Here is a 17,219-nt window from a genome sequence, read left to right as displayed (position 1 = left end):
ACATCAGCTATGCTATATTTTCGTGAAATTTCACGAACATTATAGCTATACGATGAACTCACCATTAAAACAATTCTTATCTGACCCTGAAATTTTATTAAATTCAGTCGGTGAGGGCATATATGGCTTTGATTTAGAGGGCAATGCCGTATTCGTTAATCCTGCCGCAGAGAAAATGACAGGTTGGATGGCGTCTGAGTTGATAGGGAAACGGATACACGAATATCATCACCATAGTCATGCCGATGGTTCGGTATATCCGGCAGAACTCTGCAAAATATATCAAACACTTAAAGATGGAAAAGTCCGAAACGTTAAGAATGAAGTTTTCTGGCGAAAGGATGGTTCTCGTTTTCCCGTGGAATACACGACTACCCCAATAATGAAAGACAATACGCTTATTGGTGCGGTCGCGATATTTCGCGATATTTCAATTCAAACACAAACCGAACACGCATTGCGTGATGCTTTAACAAAAGTTCAGCAGTTGTCTGAGCAGCTCCAAGAAGAAAATGAATATCTGACCAACGAATTAAATGCAGATTGGCGTAGTTCCGGTATGGTCGGACAAAGTGAGCGCTTTTTAAAAGTACTGCAACAGGTGGAACTTGTTAGCAAAACGGAAAGTACGGTGCTAATTCAAGGTGAAAATGGTACTGGTAAGGAACTGATTGCTAGAAGTTTGCATCGTTTAGGTAATAGAAAAAATCAATCTTTTATCAGGGTGAATTGTGCGGCTTTTTCGGATTCCTTACTAGAATCGGAATTATTTGGCCATGAAAAAGGGGCTTTTACGGGGGCCGTGGAGCGACGGAAAGGGCGCTTTGAACTCGCCCATGGCGGCACTTTATTTCTAGATGAAATTGGTGAACTTTCTCTTGCAGCTCAAAGCAAACTTCTGCGCGTTCTTCAAGAGAGTGAATTCGAACGAGTTGGCGGGCAACAGACAATTAAAGTAGATATACGCTTAATTGCTGCAACAAACCGAGATTTACTGGATATGGTCGGTTCAGGAAAGTTTCGGATGGATTTGTTCTATCGGCTAAACGTATTTCCAATAATGTTACCGCCACTACGAGAAAGAATAGAGGACATCCCTTTACTTGCTACTGAAATTTTAGCGCTCACTAACCATAAACTTGGTACTAAACTTCGCGGGATTTCAAAGTCAGCATTAAAGAAATTCATGCAATACAGCTGGCCTGGAAACATTCGGGAATTGCAGAATGTTATTGAGCGTGAAGCCATTTTAAATCATGGCGGTATTTTAAAACTTTCAACGCCTTTGCTTGAAGCGTTCTCTGAACATGTTGTAACCAATCAAACGTTAGACGAAGCGATTGCACAACATATCATAAATGTTCTTAAATATTGTGATGGCAGGATCTCTGGACCGAAGGGGGCCGCGACAATATTAGACATGCCAGAAAGTACGCTGCGTTCAAAAATGAAGAAATTAGGTGTCAAATCGCGAAATATGGCGAATTCGTGATATGTCACGATCCAATATTTCTTGTTCTTTGATTAACCTTTTGAAATATAACAACATAAATAACATTTAGATTTGGCTTAAAACTTGCCATTAGGAGGTAAGTCTTTGTAGAAAAAGTAAAGCCAATGAAATTTGATATTAAAGAAGAAAACCTAATCATAAAGCCCTACAAGCAAGATTCGGCAATTTATGTACGCGAGCAAAAGGGTAAGTTCCAAAAAATACGTCGTTATTTAAGTTGGATACTTATGGCAAGTTTTATTTTAATCCCCTGGAAAAACTACAACGGTAGTCAAGCGTTCTTACTCGATGTGAGTTCACAACATTTCCGCGTGTTTGGCGCAACATTTTTACCACAGGATCTGATGATTCTCGCTTGGGTGTTTATGGCATCCGCATTTGGTTTGTTCTTTATTACAAACTGGCTTGGTCGAGTTTGGTGTGGCTATGTGTGTCCTCAAACCGTGTGGATGTTACTTTTTACTTGGGTTGAACACCGAGTAGAAGGAAATCGAAACCAACGGATTAAACTCGATAAATCAGGTTGGGATACAAAGAAAGTAACTAAAAAAACCATAAAACACGTCGCGTGGTTGTTAATATCGTTTTTGACAGCAACTACCTTCATGTCCTATTTCATACCGGTGCGAACTTTGTATAGCGAATTGCTCCATTTTGAATGGTCAGGTCTTGTCACTTTTTGGGTGGGGCTATTCATGTTTTGCACATATGGAAATGCGGGATTTTTACGCGAAAAAATGTGCACGGTGGCATGTCCATACGCACGGTTTCAGTCAGTGATGTTCGACAAAGACACGAAGCTTGTGACTTATGATGTAGCAAGAGGTGAAAATCGTGGCCCGCGCAAAAGAAAAGCTGATCATAAAGCTCAGGGTTTAGGTGATTGTGTTGATTGTAATTTATGTGTTGAGGTTTGTCCTGCGGGAATAGACATTCGAAATGGATTGCAATATGAATGCATTAACTGTGGCTTATGTATTGATGCGTGTAACGACACGATGGATAAATTCGGCTACGCGCGAGATCTAATTGCCTACTCAAGTGAAAACAGTGCGTTAGGTATCAAGAGTCGCAGTGGTAACTTAAAACTTATTGGCTATGCCAGTCTGACGGTGTTGACTTTGGTAGTCATGTTCGTGTGGTTAAGTTTACGTACGCCAATTGAAGTTTCTGTGATCCGAGATAGAAACGCACTTTATCGAATGGATTACATGGGGTATGCGGAAAATCCATATACACTTAGCATCGTGAATAAGACGCAACAACCGATGTCCTATACGGTTTCTGTAAGGGGATTGGAAGACGTTGAGGTAAGCGCGCCAAAACAAATTAATATTGATGCAGGCGCTATGGTGCTCGTACCTGTAACTTTGAAAGCAGATGCTAGTTTTATAAAGAGTAAAGCGCATCCAATCGAATTTATCGTTGAATCTCAGCAAAATGCTGAAATACAGATGGTTAAAAAAAGCTATTTCTATTCAAAGTAGCAAAGAGGAGTAAAGCGACTAGTGAAAGCTTGTTGCTTTACTCTAACCTTACCTTAAGTGGGTAAAGGAATACGCCAAAAAATAGCTTAGGTTACTTTTCTAGATGATAGTTCAGATTGGATTTCAAACCTTCTGGAAGCCAGCGCAACATAATTTCATGAAACCGATGATCATAATGCAGCTTGCGCAAAACTTCGTCTACTCTATTTAAATATTCGACAGAATCTTCATGACGCGAACATCCAACATAACCAAAACTGAGTTCAGGTGTTTCTGTAAGTGAAAGTTGGGTTAGCTCATCATCAGGGTCTTGTAGCTGCTTGGCATAAAAATGCTCACTTGCATAACCAAGCACGAGGTCTACACGGTCTTTTAACAACATCATTGTCAGACTTCTAAGGGCATCGCCACCAGGACGAGCTTCGAGTTGAGATTGTTCTGCTGACTTTAGTACGTTATCAATTTCTAATCCAAAAGCTCTGTTTTCGGTGAAACCCAAATGCAAGGCGTCATCTTTGAGGAGCATTTTTAACGAAATAGAGTTACTTTCTTTCAGTTTAAGTTTGTTCAATGTGGTTCGCTTTAATGCGACGGTAATTGGTAAGCCAACTGTGCTGTACTCGGAAGAAAAATTTAAATATTGGAACTCGGTCACGCGTTTTGTATAACGAGATTAAACAACGTAATTTATCAGTATCTCTCAGCGCATAAATGGCTCTACTTGCGGGCATCATAATTGTGCTAACGGTGTAGTCCTTCAAAGCCTGATTCAAAAGTTGGATCACGGCTTCATCTCGACCTAAGCCTTCACGTTTGTCATCTACAATATAGTACGGTGGAAAATCGAGCATGATCCACTCGACACTGTGTGCAAATGAAGAACGTGATAGTAGTAGGAGGAGAAGTAGTAAGATTACCCGCATAATACCGAGGAGTTTGAACGCATTTCCTCAGTTTAGCAGATTTAAAACAAACGGTTAGAATTCCAACATGAGCTGTAGCGATTTGGCATAGTTGCGAGCATCTTTTGTACTGGAAAAAGTGATGTTTTTAATGCCAAAATGATCTCGAACAATAACTTGTGACTTGTTCACCGATATATATTGTATCGGCATAACGTAATGGTTGTGTGGTTCAACTTTTTGTAGATTCATATTTATCTCCATAATTTGAACACAGTTTTGTGTAGCAATATGATCTTTTGATGACTATAACAAGAAAATTTTCCGAACTTCGCTTTTCATTTCGATGTGACCTGAATTCGATGTTTAAAAATTGTTATTAATTTGAAATAAAAACTTATTCTGCTAAGTTTTAGGTACTAATTAAAATAATAAAAAAGAGCACCCAAAGATGATGCTACTTGTTTCAGATCAATATGGTGACACAGCCGCGCTGAGCGCATTCTCGTCGCAGTTTCAATGTAAACTAGAAGTGTGTTCACCATTCAATGAAATTCTACATTTTAATTCCGAATCCGATGCAATAGACGCCTACAATCGACTTTGTGGTCACGATACCTATTGTGAGAAAGTCAAAGAAGCAATCATGCGGTTTCAGCCTTCGGCGATAGTTGCATTTGGTACTGGTGCGCTTGCGACTTGGCGGGCACTGTCTGAGCTCCCTCTAAAGCGTGTGCAACATTTCACGGGGTTTTATCCAGACCAAATTGAGAACTTTACGAATCTTAAACCAGCCTGTAAAACCGATTTGTATTTCGCTTATGATGAACCGTCAAATCTACAAGAAGTCATTTGCAAGCTTGGCAAAACGGCTGGTGTTCATTGTTATCGCACGCGTTATTCTGCAGGATTTATGAATCCTGAATCCTCTAAATTTGATGCAGCTGCATCTAAACATTTTTCCGAAATTTGCAAATGTTCAGCAATATTGCATTGCGAATCAAAAAAACATCATCAATTTGAACTAGCTTAACGATAAAGCCATCTCAAGGAATTCAAATGAGTGAAAATCCTCCATTTCAATACCAACATTTTTTAGGTAACCCTGTAGCGAAACCACCATGTAGAATGCTTAATGCATTGATGTATGGTTTCTTTGTGAAAGGTGACCTTGACGTGATCCAACGCTACATTGATAACACACTCAATGTTGTTCAATCGCCAGACTTCGAATTCAAAGCGATGTCTGATAATTTAATGTTGACCTTTACTGATATTGAAAACATTGCATCAAAAACACCGCCTTTTTCAAACTATGGTTGGATGCAAGAAACGGACATCATTTTTTGGCTTCCTGTTGCACAAGTGGACAAAGTTGATAACCGCATAACGAGATTATATTGGTTCCCCGCGTTTATTACGGTAAATAATATAAACGCGCTTATCAACGGGAGAGAGACGTGGGGTTACAACAAGTATTTGTGTCGATATGAAATGCCAAATCTATCGCAAGTGCCAACGCGTTTCAGCCTTTCTTTGGAAACCTTTCAACCTTTTACACCGGAAACCAAAATGGATTGGCATACTTTACTGGAGATTGATCGGATTGAAGGTGACGAATCTTGGTTTTCAGAAATTGCCGACCTGGGTGCGCACATTGCTGACTTTTTGCATGACGCGAACAAACAGGTTGACGTTTCATTGGCGTTTTTAAAGCAATTGTTGTCCGGTTTTGTTCATCCACAAATGGATCAAATTCTATTCAAGCAGTTTCCAGACGGAGAGGGCAAGAATGCAGTTTATCAAGCTGTTATGCATTCGCCTTCGGATGTTAAGCGAGTTCATAAGCTTGGCTTGTTAAAACATGACTTTAACCTAACGGTGAATCAAGTGGATGCCTATCCATTAAAAGATATGTTTGGAGTTCAATTAGGCACTCAGAAACTCGATTTTGGCTTTTATGTATTAATGGACTTTGACCAGCAAAGTGCGAAAGAAATCATTGAGCGAGGCATCTAGCCATGGCGAAAAAAATTGCTATTTTAGGTGGTGGTGTGTCAGCAATGACAGCCGCAGTTTATTTAACAACAAAACCAGACTGGCAAGAACACTACGAATTGACCGTTTACCAAATGGGTTGGCGACTAGGTGGTAAAGGAGCGAGTGGACGAAACGCTCAGTTTGGACAACGCATTGAAGAACATGGTCTTCACGTTTGGTTTGGCGCTTATGTGAACGCTTTTCGTACGATGGAATATGTCTATGATGAGCTGGCTCGACCTGCAACAGTACCGCTTGCGACTTGGCAACAAGCATTTCGACCACACAGCTATGTAGTCCTAGAAGAGCCAATCAACAGTGAATGGAAAACATGGCCTATCGAATTCCCTCTAATTGATGGTAATCCCGCCGACGGTACACTGGACTTACACTTTTGGCAAATTCTCAAAATGCTTCACGCATGGCTTCACCAATTCGTCAGTGAATTGGAGTCAAAAGCCAAAACTTTGAACAAGAAGACAAAAGTACAGACCAAGAAAGCACGAGATAGATCGTTGTTGCAGCATTTAGTCACAGAGGTTAAAGCAGCCTATAACCATTTTGAAGATGATGTTCATGGCTGGTTTGACTCTGTAAAAGACGAAGCTCAGGAAATTTGGAGTAGCCCGTCGATTCTAATGGAACAGCTTAACAATGTTGTCTCATTACGCGCACAAGATAAGCAACAAAAGAAATTAGACAATCTCAGTGTTTGGTATTTGGTCAGAAAAATACGTCGATGGTTAAAATCTGAAATTGTAGAACATCTTGATGATAATGATGACCTGCGTAGGTTGTACATTTGTGCAGACTTGGCAATAGCCGTCACTGTGGGTTTAATCCGAGACAAAGTCTATGACCGCGGATTTGGGTATTTAAACCAGTACGATTTTAAAGAATGGTTAGCACGAAATGGCGCAGATAAGCAATACGCCGTCGATTCCGCGCCAGTAAGAGGATTTTATGATTTAGTGTTCGGTTACGAAGACGGCAATTTCGATAAGCCGAACGTCGAAGCGGGCGTTTCTATCCTCGCCATGTTACGTATCATGCTGTGCTATCAAGGCGGTGTGATGTGGAAAATGCAAGGCGGTATGGGCGATGTGATCTTTTCTCCAATCTATGAGCTACTAGAAAAGCGTGGGGTTACATTTAAATTCTTCAATGAAGTTGAACAACTTCGTTGTGCTCAAGATGAATTTGGGCAATGGCAAGTTAATGAAATTGAAATACTAGAACAAGCACCATTAAAACACGATTCCTATCAACCGCTTGTGGATGTAAAAGGTTTGCCTTGCTGGCCCTCGGAGCCTGATTACAACCAGATTAGAGAGGACGTGGCTGAGTTTTTACAAAGTGAAAATATTAATCTCGAGTCTTTCTGGTCGGGTTATCGCGAAAAGTATCAAGCTTATTTTGATAAGGAAGCTCAAAGTAAAACACTCGTTAAGGGCCTCGATTTTGATGAGGTTATCTTTGGTATTTCGGTTGCTGCGATTAGGCATTTATGCCCCACATTATTAAATGTGGATCCTAAGTTTGAAGCACAGGCTACTCAAGTTAAAGCCGTTGCAACACAAGCGTTCCAATTGTGGTTAAATAAAACTGATTATGAACTGGGTTTTCAGAGTTCTTCAACCGGCGAACATCCAATTCTAAGTGGATATTCAGAGCCGTTTGACACGTGGGCAGGCATGGCTAATTTGCTCGATAAAGAACAATGGCCACAAGGAAACGAGCCAAGAAACATCGCGTATTTTTGTAGTGCACTTCCTTGCAGCGAGTATCCGCCACAAAATGATCTTAATTTTCCTAAGAAAATGAAAGAAATAGTAAAAACAAACTGGTTAAACAAAGTACACAATGATATGGCGCCACTGTGGCCAAACGCCTATGTTAACGGCGATTTTGATACGACTGTGCTGTTTACAAACGAAAATTCAACTGCGTTGGATTCACAATATTGGCGAGCGAATGTCGATCCCACGGAACGCTACGTGTTGTCAGTCAAGGGGTCAAGCCAATATCGGCTTAAAACCGACGGCACAATTTTCAATAACTTGTTTATAACTGGAGACTGGATTTCTACAGGGGTAAATGCAGGTTGCGTTGAAGCAGCTGTAATGGCAGGTATGCAAACGGCGCGTTTAGTTGGGGGCTTGGAGTTGGAAATATCAGGTGAAAACGGTTTTGAACCTTTTTCGTAGCCAAGTTGTTCTAAAATGAGCCAAAAACACTTAAAAACCTAAAAAATAACGACAAAATTGCTTTCATAAAATGCAATTGGTCTATAATCGAAAGCAGACAAAGTGATTAGGATTTCCTAATTTTAATAAAGAGGTGCATGATGCACCTCCTTTCTCAGCTGCGCGAGGGGGTACAATGTTTAAACTTTCTGCAATAACACTTGGTTTACTTAGTGTTTTCGGTTCGTTTGGTGCGTCTGCAAATATGGAAGCAGACAAATCAGATACAGCTCATGAACTTGAAGTGATTGAAGTTTATGCGCAAAAACGAAATCAACAGATTAGTGACGTGCCAGTTACCGTAACGGTAGTTAAAGGACTAATGCTAGACGACAATGGAATAAAAGACGTTACTGAACTTGGTCGTTTTTCATCAAATCTTAAGATTAGTCAAAATGCTGCTGAGGGTACAACCCCCACAATCAACATTCGAGGCGTAGGTCTCATCGACTACAACACGGCGAATACAGCACCGATTGGGATATATGTCGACGGTAACCCCGTTGGTTCAGGTAACAATCAATTGGTCAATTTGTTTGATGTTGAGCAGATTGAAGTATTAAAAGGCCCTCAAGGAACCATGTTCGGACGCAATAGTACGGGCGGTGCAATTTTGATCCGTTCAGTCAGGCCAACGTTTGAAAATGAAGGGTATTTTCAAATAGGTGCTGGTACCGATGCATATAAAGAAGCGGAAGGTGCGGTAAACCACGTTTGGTCGAAAGATCTTGCCATGAGAATGTCTTTTTCCCACAAAAAGTACGAATACACAACGGATAATTTATATGCAGCTTCGCCAGAAGCTGGTATGGAACAAAACAATGTTCGCTTGGGTATAAAGCAAGTTTGGGATAATTCAGAGCTGTATGTGCAAGCACGATACGGTCATTGGAATGGCATTGTTCAGCCGGTCGGAAATATAGGCGTTTATGCGGATCCGGTTAACTTGGTCTTGTGTTCGCCTCAAGATGCAGGCTCTTCGAAGTGTTATGACAGATTCGGTTTCAATGATGGCAGTGACTCATTTTGGGATGTTGCGGTAAATAATAATTCTCCACATCATACTCGGTCTAAAGGTCTTAGTATTGAATATCAGTGGTTTTTCAGCGATAGATCAACCGTTACGCTGCATTCGCAAATCTCAACGTTAGATAGGTTACACCATTTTAATTGCGATGGAAGCCCTGCAAATCTTTGTGAAGGGTATCTTGGGCTTGATAACGACTTTTACAGTAATGAATTACTGTTGCAGAGCCAGTTTGAATCAGGACATTTAACCGTTGGATTATTTCAGCAACACGAGGAAATTAATCAAGACAATGAAAATGACATACTAAGAGATTTACGTGGCATCGCGCCAGCGTCGCTTACCGCAACATTTAAATATGACAACGAAATTAAAAGTTCAGATTTTGGCGTTTTTACTCAGTATGATTGGTCGTTTAGTGAAAATGATGTCGTCACAATTGGCGCTCGTATCAGTCATGAAACGTTAGACTATGACAGTGTCGCAGACCTAAATGTGGTGCCAGTTCCACAGATGATAGAAGGTGTTTGGATTCCTTTCTATCACGTCAATGGCGATGAGAGCGATACAAAACTATCGGGCAAGCTTGCATGGAATCATCATTTCAACGAGTCGTTGAGTGGTTTCTATAGTTTCTCAACGGGCACAAAAAGTGGTGGGTATAATGGAGGATTTTTATCAAGCCTTGAGCAAGCTGAACTCGCGTATTATGGCCCAGAGTCGTTAAACGCCCATGAACTTGGTTTTCGATTCAACAGTCAAGATAAACAAACAAGCGCGAATGGTGCTGTATTTTGGTATGACTATAAAGACCAACAGGTCTTCATGAATCAACCATCTTCAGATCCTAATCAGTTACCTCTACAACTACTGGAGAACGTCGGTACATCGACGATTTACGGTGCGGAGTTTGAACTCCGTAACCAGATAACACCTCAACTGCAAACGGCATTAACACTTGGCTATATTCCTAAAGCTGAATTCGATGAATTTGTTGACCCAGCTGGAGTCGTGTTAACAAACAATCGTCTTCCATTTACTTCAAAGTTTAATGGCACGGCGGATTTGTACTATACATTAAGTATGTACCCAATAAAGTTTAACGTTGGTGTTGATTACCAGTCGGAGTACTTTTTCGATCAGAAAGAGAGTGACTATGCAAAACAAGACGGATTCGCGCTTTGGCATGCGAATTTGTGGTACACGAATGACAATTGGACTGTCGGTGTTTGGGGGAAAAACCTGTTAAATGAAGAATATAGTCATTTAAAGTTCGACTTGAGCAACTTTTTAGGTATGCTTGAAGACTTTAAAGGAGAAGGGCGCAGACTAGGGATAAGTGTGAAATATGCCTATTGATTATGTCGTTAAAATAAGAAGTTAATAACAAGGCGTCACATGCGAATTTTTTTATTGGTCTTTTGTCTCTTTTTGAGTGGAATAACATGCTTTTCAGAGGCGAAAGAGTTTGTCTACACCGAAGATAAACAAAGTGAAAATCTTCATACTGTGGCGACACTTTATGCGTCCGCTGAACATACGCGGTTTCCAAGCCAGTTTGAAGATGTCGCTACGTGGGCGTCTTCACTGCCTAAACTCCAGAATACAAGTTTGTTTGGCGGCCGATATTGGTTAGTTTTAGATTTAGTTAACGCGTCACCTTACGACGAACTCGTTTTATATCCCTACAATACTGTTGTATCAAAGATTGAAAGCCGGATTTATTCAAAGACTGGTGTTGAGCGATATGTGACAGGTGGGAATACACCAAATGAATTTGCTTTCCACTATGGAAACACGATTCGGTTAAAGCCAGGTGAACGTTATACCCTTGTCACACTTCTTGAAAGTGACTTCTTTTACACGCCAACCAAGCTGGTTATTATGCCAGTGGAACAGTTTAAGCAGCAGGTTATCGTTGAAAATCTCATCATGACGCTATGTTTTGGCGTAGGGATTGTGCTTGGACTATACAACTTACTAATTTACATTGGCTCAAAAGACACAACTCACCTGTATTACGCGGCATTTACCGCCTGTTGGGTTTTTGCGTGGAGCCACTTTTTCCATATTTCAGATCAACTCTTTAATGTTTACTCCGCCCATCTTCACTGGTTGGGTTTTGCGCTGACGCCAATCACCAATATCCTGTTTTACAATAATTTGCTTCGTTTGAAAGAGTCGCACCCAAATCTAGCGCAAGCTTCAATGCTGGTGGGTATTGTCGCTACGATGGGCGTTCCGTTTTGCATTTTATTCCCAGGGTTTGGCTTTTTATGGTCAACTTTGGTCACCGGCGTTGCCCTTTGCCTAGGTCTGTATATAGGCGTGCGCTGTATTTTAGATGGCTTTAAGCCCGCGCGTTATTTCGTATTGGCATACGTGGCGATGATGATCCCGAACATGGTCGGAAATTTGACTAATTTAGGTATTTTGCCACCACTAACCGTTAATTTGTATTTACTTGGTCTGATAGGTACAGCACTAGATGCCATGCTACTTGCATTCGCGGTGGCGGATAAATTCCGATTACTACATGATGACAATTTGGAATTAAATAAAAACCTCGAAGCAAAAGTTTTGAAACGCACTTTTGAACTTGAGCAGTTGGCCTCAGAACTGCGAGATGCGAGTGAAGCAAAGAGTCGCTTTTTGGCCAATATGAGCCATGAAATCCGTACCCCTATGACGTCAATTATTGGTTATGCAGATGGGATAGTGCTCGGAGACATAAAACCGAACGAACGTAACAATGCCATCGGGATTATTTTACAAAATGCTCGTCATGTACTCGGATTGATTAATGACATTTTAGATATGTCGAAGATTGAAGCGAATAGACTTGAAGTCGAACTAATAGAATCGAACCTTTTTGATACGATTGCTCAGGTAGAATCTTTATTGGGTAAACAGATAAGAGATAAAGGACTCGAGTTCGAGTTGAAATATCATTTTCCATTGCCTGATTACATCGTGATTGATCCTACACGTCTTCGCCAGATTTTATTGAACCTAACGTCAAACGCTATGAAATTTACTACTGTTGGGAAAATATCCATCGAAGTCAAACAGGCTGAGAATAGGTTGTTCATTAGCGTTAAAGACACCGGTATCGGCATGACCTCTCAAGAGCAAAAACAGCTATTCACTGCCTTTTACCAAGCCGATTCGTCTACGAGTCGTAAGTACGGCGGAACAGGTCTTGGACTTAATATTTCGAAGAGCTTAGCGCAGAAATTAGATGGCGATATTGAGGTTAAGAGCGAGGTTGGTTCAGGAACAGAGTTTACATTGACCTTGGGACTTTACCCAACAGATAAAACGCGTTGGATCAGTAACTTTGAAGAAATCCATCGAGATTATCAGGACCAGCAATACCATCGTGCAGAAGAACATAATACGGATCTGGAAGGCAAAGTATTATTAGCGGAAGACCATGAAGATAATCGCAAGCTCATTTCTAGGATTTTAGAACGAATGGGTCTAGAGGTTACGTGTGTTGAAAATGGTCAGTTGGCAGTTCAAGCGGTGTTAGATGATGAGTTTGATCTGATCTTAATGGATATTCAGATGCCCGTGATGGATGGCGAACAGGCGTTAAACTTTATCCTTGCCACAGGAAGCAGTACGCCAGTGATTGCTTTGACTGCAAATACGATGCGACATGAAATAGAACGCTATTTAAAACAGGGATTTATCGACCATTTAGCTAAACCAATCGATCGAGACGTTTTTGCTAAGAAAGTAAGCCATTATTTGAATGCGCCAGCTCCGAAAGAAGTTTCCTTACCGGAAGACGAGTTCGCTCGTTTGCAAGAAAAATACATTAGCGGATTACATGAACAAAAGGTTCAAATTCAAAATCAAGCAAAGTACCAGGATTATGAAGGTCTAGGACGTTCAATTCATGCCGTGAAAGGCACTGCGGGTATGTTTGATTGCAATGCAATCCAAGAAAAAGCGACTGCATTAGATTCTGCATTAAAAGAACAAGATTTAGCGCGTATCGACGACTTGGTGTCACAATTACTCAAAGCAATTGACAGCGCAATTGAACTTGGTTGTGAAAAGGCAAGCTAATGAGGTTTGCCTAAAAGACGGTAAGTGCGTAAAGGTCTAAAGACTTGTTTGACGAATTTGCTCTAGGGAGATTCTAGGGAAATCGGTTCTATTTTTGTATTTCACAAATAGCGTGGAGAAAACTGCGCTTTGGCTTAGGCTATCCAGTTGTTCGATAAAATGGGACTCCAGAATCGAATTTACGGCGGCAGCATGTTTGGTACTTCTGAATTACGTCAACTAATGTCAGATTGGTTTTAACTCGAAGTGCTAAATCAGCTTCTAAAAAGAAGGCTGCTCCACTCCAATAAACACGTTGATAGGCTTTGGTTGACCACATGCCGTCAGAGACTTTGTTTAACGCTCCTTTATGTTTGAGCATGGATTTTTCACCACGTTGAAAACCATCATTGAGTCTTTTTTGGTATTCTTGATTTGTCAGTATATTTGCTTTCAGCATTATGATGTTTTGCAAATAGGTCGCCAGTCCTTCACTTAACCAGAAATTTTTAGTTTCCAGACGAGGATGGTATAGGTGAACAATTTCATGGTACAAAGTCCAATCTTTCTTTAACCGTTCTAATGAAGCGTAGCGGTAAACTTGAAGCTCAATACTTTCGATGGGTTCCCTTTTTACAAATGCCCAAGGAACAGGTTCAGTTGCGAAATAGAGTCCTTTGACTGTTATATTTAACTCTTTAAGGTTTAGATTTCCGAGTACGGATTGATTTGTGTCCAGCGCAGCGTTGACCCAGTTCTGAAAGGTAGTTTTTTGCGTTGTCGATAAGTTATCTAATCCTTGCCAATTTAGTTCAACTGCCTGAGTAGACATGGATATAACTAAGAGGAGCGTGGAGAATAACTTCATGTAATTTCCTTTATGAATTAAGAATGTCGAGAACCCCTCGATGTAATAGCCAATGAAAATACTGAGGTGAGTTCGTCTACTCCCATGTTAAATATGACCTGAGATGTAGATTTTTAATTGCACCTTTTAACATCTTGATACATTTCTAAATTGGGCATCCTATACCGTTATGTTAGGTTACTGAAAGCAGACGCAAAATAAGTAATACGCAGTAATCCAAAATTTGGGCGAAAGATGATTTTTAATGCTAGCTGAAATTTGATGTTTTGATGATTTATAAATCATTATGCTCTTGTTTATGGAATGAGTTAGTTAACTGACCAAAACGGTGAAAGTGCACAACCCATTCGGCAGATCTGATTCGCGCAGAAAATAGGTTTGGTAAAATACAGCACTCACTACAAATAATGGACTTTATGCAAAGTACTTTGTGTTGACTGATTGGCCAAGGTGCTTAGGCCATCGTTCAGTTAGGCATTAATCGCTTTTAATGTCGAGACGACAAATTATCATTTTAAGGTGTTTCTAATGACAGAAAATCAGAAAAACAATGCCAAAAAATCCAAGTTGAACAACGTGGGGCTAGCAATTGCGATGGGGGCGGGGATTGGTATTATTTTTGGTCAATTTGTATTTGGAAGTGTAGGTACTGGTTTAGCTTTAGGCGCAGGGCTTGGCGTTATTGTGGGTAGCTTGAAATAAGCCGATTTATTCCCGCTAACATAAATGGCCGAATCATTTAGAGTTAAGCGGATTCTCTGCTTATTTTGTTGGCGCACCCAGTTGCAAAAAATGCAACGAAGAATTGGTTTTATTATACTCGTCAGTTATCTACACAAACCTTTCGATTTTAAATTCAAAAGTACAATAAAACGAAAGGGCCATTCGGCCCTTTCGTTTTATCGTGTTAGCACGCTCAATTACATAACGCGCATGCCAGGTTGCGCACCCGAATCAGGATTAAGGAGATAAATTTCTTTATCACCAGGGCCTGCAGCGAGCACCATGCCTTCAGACATACCAAATCTCATCTTACGCGGCTTTAAATTGGCAACCATGACGGTGAGTTTGCCTTCAAGTTGCTCTGGTGAGTAAGCGGATTTAATTCCCGAGAATACTTGACGAGTTTCGCCTCCTAAATCAAGCGTAAGCTTGAGAAGTTTCTCAGCACCTTCCACGTGCTCTGCTTTTGCTATTAAGGCAACGCGCAAATCAACTTTTGCAAAATCGTTAAATTCAATTTCGGCTTCAATAGGCTCTTTGGCAAGTGGGCTATTTGGGTCAATTGCAGGCGCTGCGTTCAAGCTATCTTTTGATTCATCAAGCATCGCGTTTACTTTGTCCATTTCTACACGTTGCATAAGCGCTTTAAACGCAGAGATTGGATGTGATACAAGCGGTGCGCTGACTTCGTCCCAGTTAAGCGTAGTACCAAAGAATGTTTCAACATTTTGCGCCATATGCGGTAGCACAGGTTTCAAATAGGTCATGATCACTTTAAAGAGATTTAAGCCCATTGAACAAACATCGTGTGCTTGTTTTTGAGTTTCGTCATTTTTTACTAAAACCCAAGGTGCAGCGGCATCGATATATTGGTTAGCTTTATCAGCTAAAGCCATGATTTCGCGAATTGCTCGGCTGTACTCTCTATTTTCATACATATCTGCAATAGTTGACGCTGCTGCGGAAAATTCTTCAAACAAGGCGGGTTCCGCAACATCTGCACTTAGTTTTCCATCAAAACGTTTGCTGATGAAACCGGCACAACGGCTTGCAATGTTCACAACTTTGCCTACTAAATCAGAGTTTACGCGCTGAGCAAAATCTTCAAGGTTAATGTCGAGGTCGGTAATACCGCTGTTTAACTTGGCTGCGTAATAGTAACGCAAGTACTCTGGGTTCAAGTGATCTAAATACGTACGTGCTTTGATAAACGTACCTTTAGATTTTGACATTTTGGCGCCATTAACCGTAATAAAACCGTGAGCAAAAATATTAGTCGGTTTTCTGAATTCAGCACCATCCAACATGGCTGGCCAGAAAAGACTGTGGAAATAAATAATGTCTTTACCGATAAAATGGTAAAGCTCAGCGTCAGAGTCTTTCGCCCAAAACGCATCAAAGTCGATGCCTTTTTTATTACATAAATTTTTGAAACTGGCCATGTAGCCAATCGGAGCATCTAACCAAACGTAAAAATATTTACCTGGTGCATTCGGAATTTCAAAACCGAAATACGGCGCGTCACGGCTAATATCCCACTGTTGCAGACCTTCAGCAAACCATTCGTCGAGCTTGTTAGCCATTTCTTGCTGAATACTGCCGCTACGTAACCAGCTTTTCAGCATGTCTTCAAATGCGGGCAAATCAAAGAAAAAATGTTCTGAATCTTTTAGTACTGGTTCTGCACCCGACATAACAGAACGTGGGTTAATAAGTTCAGTCGGTGCATAGGTCGCACCGCAAACATCACAGCTGTCACCATTTTGGTTTTCAGCTTTACAGCTCGGGCAAGTACCTGTTACGAAACGATCGGGTAAAAAGATGCTTTTTTCTGGGTCGAAAAGTTGCGAAATTGTGCGCTTCTTAATGTAGCCCGGCTGCGTTTAAGCGGTTGTAAATTAATTCTGCAAATTCGCGGTTCTCTTCACTGTGCGTTGAGTGATAGTTATCGAATTCGATGTGAAAGTCAGAAAAATCACGTTGACGCTCAACACTGACTTTAGCCACCATTTCTTCTGGGGTAATGCCTTGCTTCTGTGCATTAAGCATAATCGGCGTACCATGCGCGTCGTCCGCACAGACATAATAAGCTTCATGACCACGCATTTTTTGAAAACGTGCCCAAATGTCAGTTTGAATATATTCTAATAGGTGACCAAGGTGTGTTGGTCCATTAGCGTAAGGTAGGGCGCTAGTAATGAGAATTTTTCTCTTTGTCATACGAATTGTCCGTCGCTCATAATTTTGTGGGTTGCGTCTAATGTCTAATACCTTAAGACGTACGTCACAGATGACTGGTTTTAATGTGTTGAATGTTACATAATTCCCGTGCCTTTTTCACCACGAAAACGTGT

General features: G+C 40.8%; 12 protein-coding genes and 1 pseudogene. 8 read left to right on the top strand and 5 right to left on the bottom strand.

What is annotated here, in order from left to right; all coding sequences use genetic code 11:
• Positions 1–52: 52 nt before the first annotated feature.
• Both J5O05_RS02190 and ccoG read left to right on the top strand, forming a co-directional pair.
• Positions 53–1,492 (top strand): sigma-54 interaction domain-containing protein, encoded by a 1,440-nt coding sequence (locus J5O05_RS02190; protein ID WP_208843410.1) that lies wholly within the window; start codon positions 53–55, stop codon positions 1,490–1,492.
• 125 nt (positions 1,493–1,617) lie between these two features.
• Positions 1,618–3,000 carry a cytochrome c oxidase accessory protein CcoG gene (ccoG, locus tag J5O05_RS02185; protein WP_208843409.1) on the top strand — a complete coding sequence of 461 codons (1,383 nt, stop codon included), beginning with the start codon at positions 1,618–1,620 and terminating at the stop codon, positions 2,998–3,000.
• Between the two features lie 91 nt (positions 3,001–3,091).
• Here ccoG and J5O05_RS02180 read toward each other — a convergent pair whose 3' ends face one another.
• From J5O05_RS02180 to J5O05_RS02170, 3 genes are all read right to left on the bottom strand, one after another.
• Positions 3,092–3,571, bottom strand: a complete 480-nt coding sequence (locus J5O05_RS02180; RefSeq protein WP_208843408.1) for a hypothetical protein — start codon at positions 3,569–3,571, stop codon at positions 3,092–3,094.
• Positions 3,558–3,851: a hypothetical protein gene (locus J5O05_RS02175; protein WP_208843407.1), complete on the bottom strand. Its 294-nt coding sequence runs from the start codon at positions 3,849–3,851 to the stop codon at positions 3,558–3,560. Before J5O05_RS02175 ends, J5O05_RS02180 begins: the two co-directional genes overlap by 14 nt.
• Positions 3,852–3,977: 126 nt before the next feature.
• Complete coding sequence (locus J5O05_RS02170) at positions 3,978–4,154, bottom strand: hypothetical protein (protein ID WP_208843406.1); 177 nt, start codon at positions 4,152–4,154, stop codon at positions 3,978–3,980.
• 199 nt (positions 4,155–4,353) lie between these two features.
• On the opposite strand from J5O05_RS02170, the gene J5O05_RS02165 reads away from it, so the two are divergent.
• The 5 genes from J5O05_RS02165 (at position 4,354) to J5O05_RS02145 (ending at position 13,295) form a co-directional block, all read left to right on the top strand.
• Positions 4,354–4,935, top strand: a complete 582-nt coding sequence (locus tag J5O05_RS02165) for a hypothetical protein (RefSeq protein ID WP_208843405.1) — start codon at positions 4,354–4,356, stop codon at positions 4,933–4,935.
• Between the two features lie 26 nt (positions 4,936–4,961).
• Positions 4,962–5,921: an acetoacetate decarboxylase family protein gene (locus J5O05_RS02160; RefSeq protein ID WP_208843404.1), complete on the top strand. Its 960-nt coding sequence runs from the start codon at positions 4,962–4,964 to the stop codon at positions 5,919–5,921.
• A gap of 2 nt (positions 5,922–5,923) precedes the next feature.
• Positions 5,924–8,149, top strand: coding sequence for an NAD(P)-binding protein (locus J5O05_RS02155; RefSeq protein WP_208843403.1), 2,226 nt, complete (start codon positions 5,924–5,926; stop codon positions 8,147–8,149).
• 175 nt (positions 8,150–8,324) lie between these two features.
• Positions 8,325–10,574: a TonB-dependent receptor gene (locus J5O05_RS02150; RefSeq protein WP_208843402.1), complete on the top strand. Its 2,250-nt coding sequence runs from the start codon at positions 8,325–8,327 to the stop codon at positions 10,572–10,574.
• A gap of 39 nt (positions 10,575–10,613) precedes the next feature.
• Complete coding sequence (locus J5O05_RS02145) at positions 10,614–13,295, top strand: 7TM diverse intracellular signaling domain-containing protein (RefSeq protein WP_208843401.1); 2,682 nt, start codon at positions 10,614–10,616, stop codon at positions 13,293–13,295.
• 139 nt (positions 13,296–13,434) lie between these two features.
• Here J5O05_RS02145 and J5O05_RS02140 read toward each other — a convergent pair whose 3' ends face one another.
• Positions 13,435–14,142, bottom strand: coding sequence for a M61 family metallopeptidase (locus J5O05_RS02140; RefSeq protein ID WP_208843400.1), 708 nt, complete (start codon positions 14,140–14,142; stop codon positions 13,435–13,437).
• Between the two features lie 528 nt (positions 14,143–14,670).
• On the opposite strand from J5O05_RS02140, the gene J5O05_RS02135 reads away from it, so the two are divergent.
• Positions 14,671–14,844 carry a hypothetical protein gene (locus tag J5O05_RS02135; RefSeq protein ID WP_208843399.1) on the top strand — a complete coding sequence of 58 codons (174 nt, stop codon included), beginning with the start codon at positions 14,671–14,673 and terminating at the stop codon, positions 14,842–14,844.
• Between the two features lie 218 nt (positions 14,845–15,062).
• Here the strand turns inward: J5O05_RS02135 and metG are convergent.
• Positions 15,063–17,085, bottom strand: a pseudogene (gene metG / locus J5O05_RS02130) (methionine--tRNA ligase).
• Positions 17,086–17,219: the final 134 nt, after the last annotated feature.

The sequence above is a fragment of the Pseudoalteromonas xiamenensis genome (assembly GCF_017638925.1).
GTDB lineage: Bacteria > Pseudomonadota > Gammaproteobacteria > Enterobacterales > Alteromonadaceae > Pseudoalteromonas > Pseudoalteromonas xiamenensis.
The sequence above is the reverse complement of the archived record's forward strand: the minus strand, read 5'-3'. Positions and strand labels throughout refer to the sequence as shown.

What these genes read in the sequence shown, in the direction of transcription:
- J5O05_RS02150 (WP_208843402.1), top strand. Translation starts at nt 8,325, where the DNA reads ATGTTTAAACTTTCTGCAATAACACTTGGTTTACTTAGTGTTTTCGGT.
- J5O05_RS02170 (WP_208843406.1), bottom strand. Translation starts at nt 4,154, where the DNA reads ATGAATCTACAAAAAGTTGAACCACACAACCATTACGTTATGCCGATA.
- J5O05_RS02155 (WP_208843403.1), top strand. Translation starts at nt 5,924, where the DNA reads ATGGCGAAAAAAATTGCTATTTTAGGTGGTGGTGTGTCAGCAATGACA.
- J5O05_RS02190 (WP_208843410.1), top strand. Translation starts at nt 53, where the DNA reads ATGAACTCACCATTAAAACAATTCTTATCTGACCCTGAAATTTTATTA.
- J5O05_RS02140 (WP_208843400.1), bottom strand. Translation starts at nt 14,142, where the DNA reads ATGAAGTTATTCTCCACGCTCCTCTTAGTTATATCCATGTCTACTCAG.
- J5O05_RS02160 (WP_208843404.1), top strand. Translation starts at nt 4,962, where the DNA reads ATGAGTGAAAATCCTCCATTTCAATACCAACATTTTTTAGGTAACCCT.
- J5O05_RS02145 (WP_208843401.1), top strand. Translation starts at nt 10,614, where the DNA reads ATGCGAATTTTTTTATTGGTCTTTTGTCTCTTTTTGAGTGGAATAACA.
- J5O05_RS02135 (WP_208843399.1), top strand. Translation starts at nt 14,671, where the DNA reads ATGACAGAAAATCAGAAAAACAATGCCAAAAAATCCAAGTTGAACAAC.
- J5O05_RS02175 (WP_208843407.1), bottom strand. Translation starts at nt 3,851, where the DNA reads ATGCTCGATTTTCCACCGTACTATATTGTAGATGACAAACGTGAAGGC.
- ccoG (WP_208843409.1), top strand. Translation starts at nt 1,618, where the DNA reads ATGAAATTTGATATTAAAGAAGAAAACCTAATCATAAAGCCCTACAAG.
- J5O05_RS02165 (WP_208843405.1), top strand. Translation starts at nt 4,354, where the DNA reads ATGATGCTACTTGTTTCAGATCAATATGGTGACACAGCCGCGCTGAGC.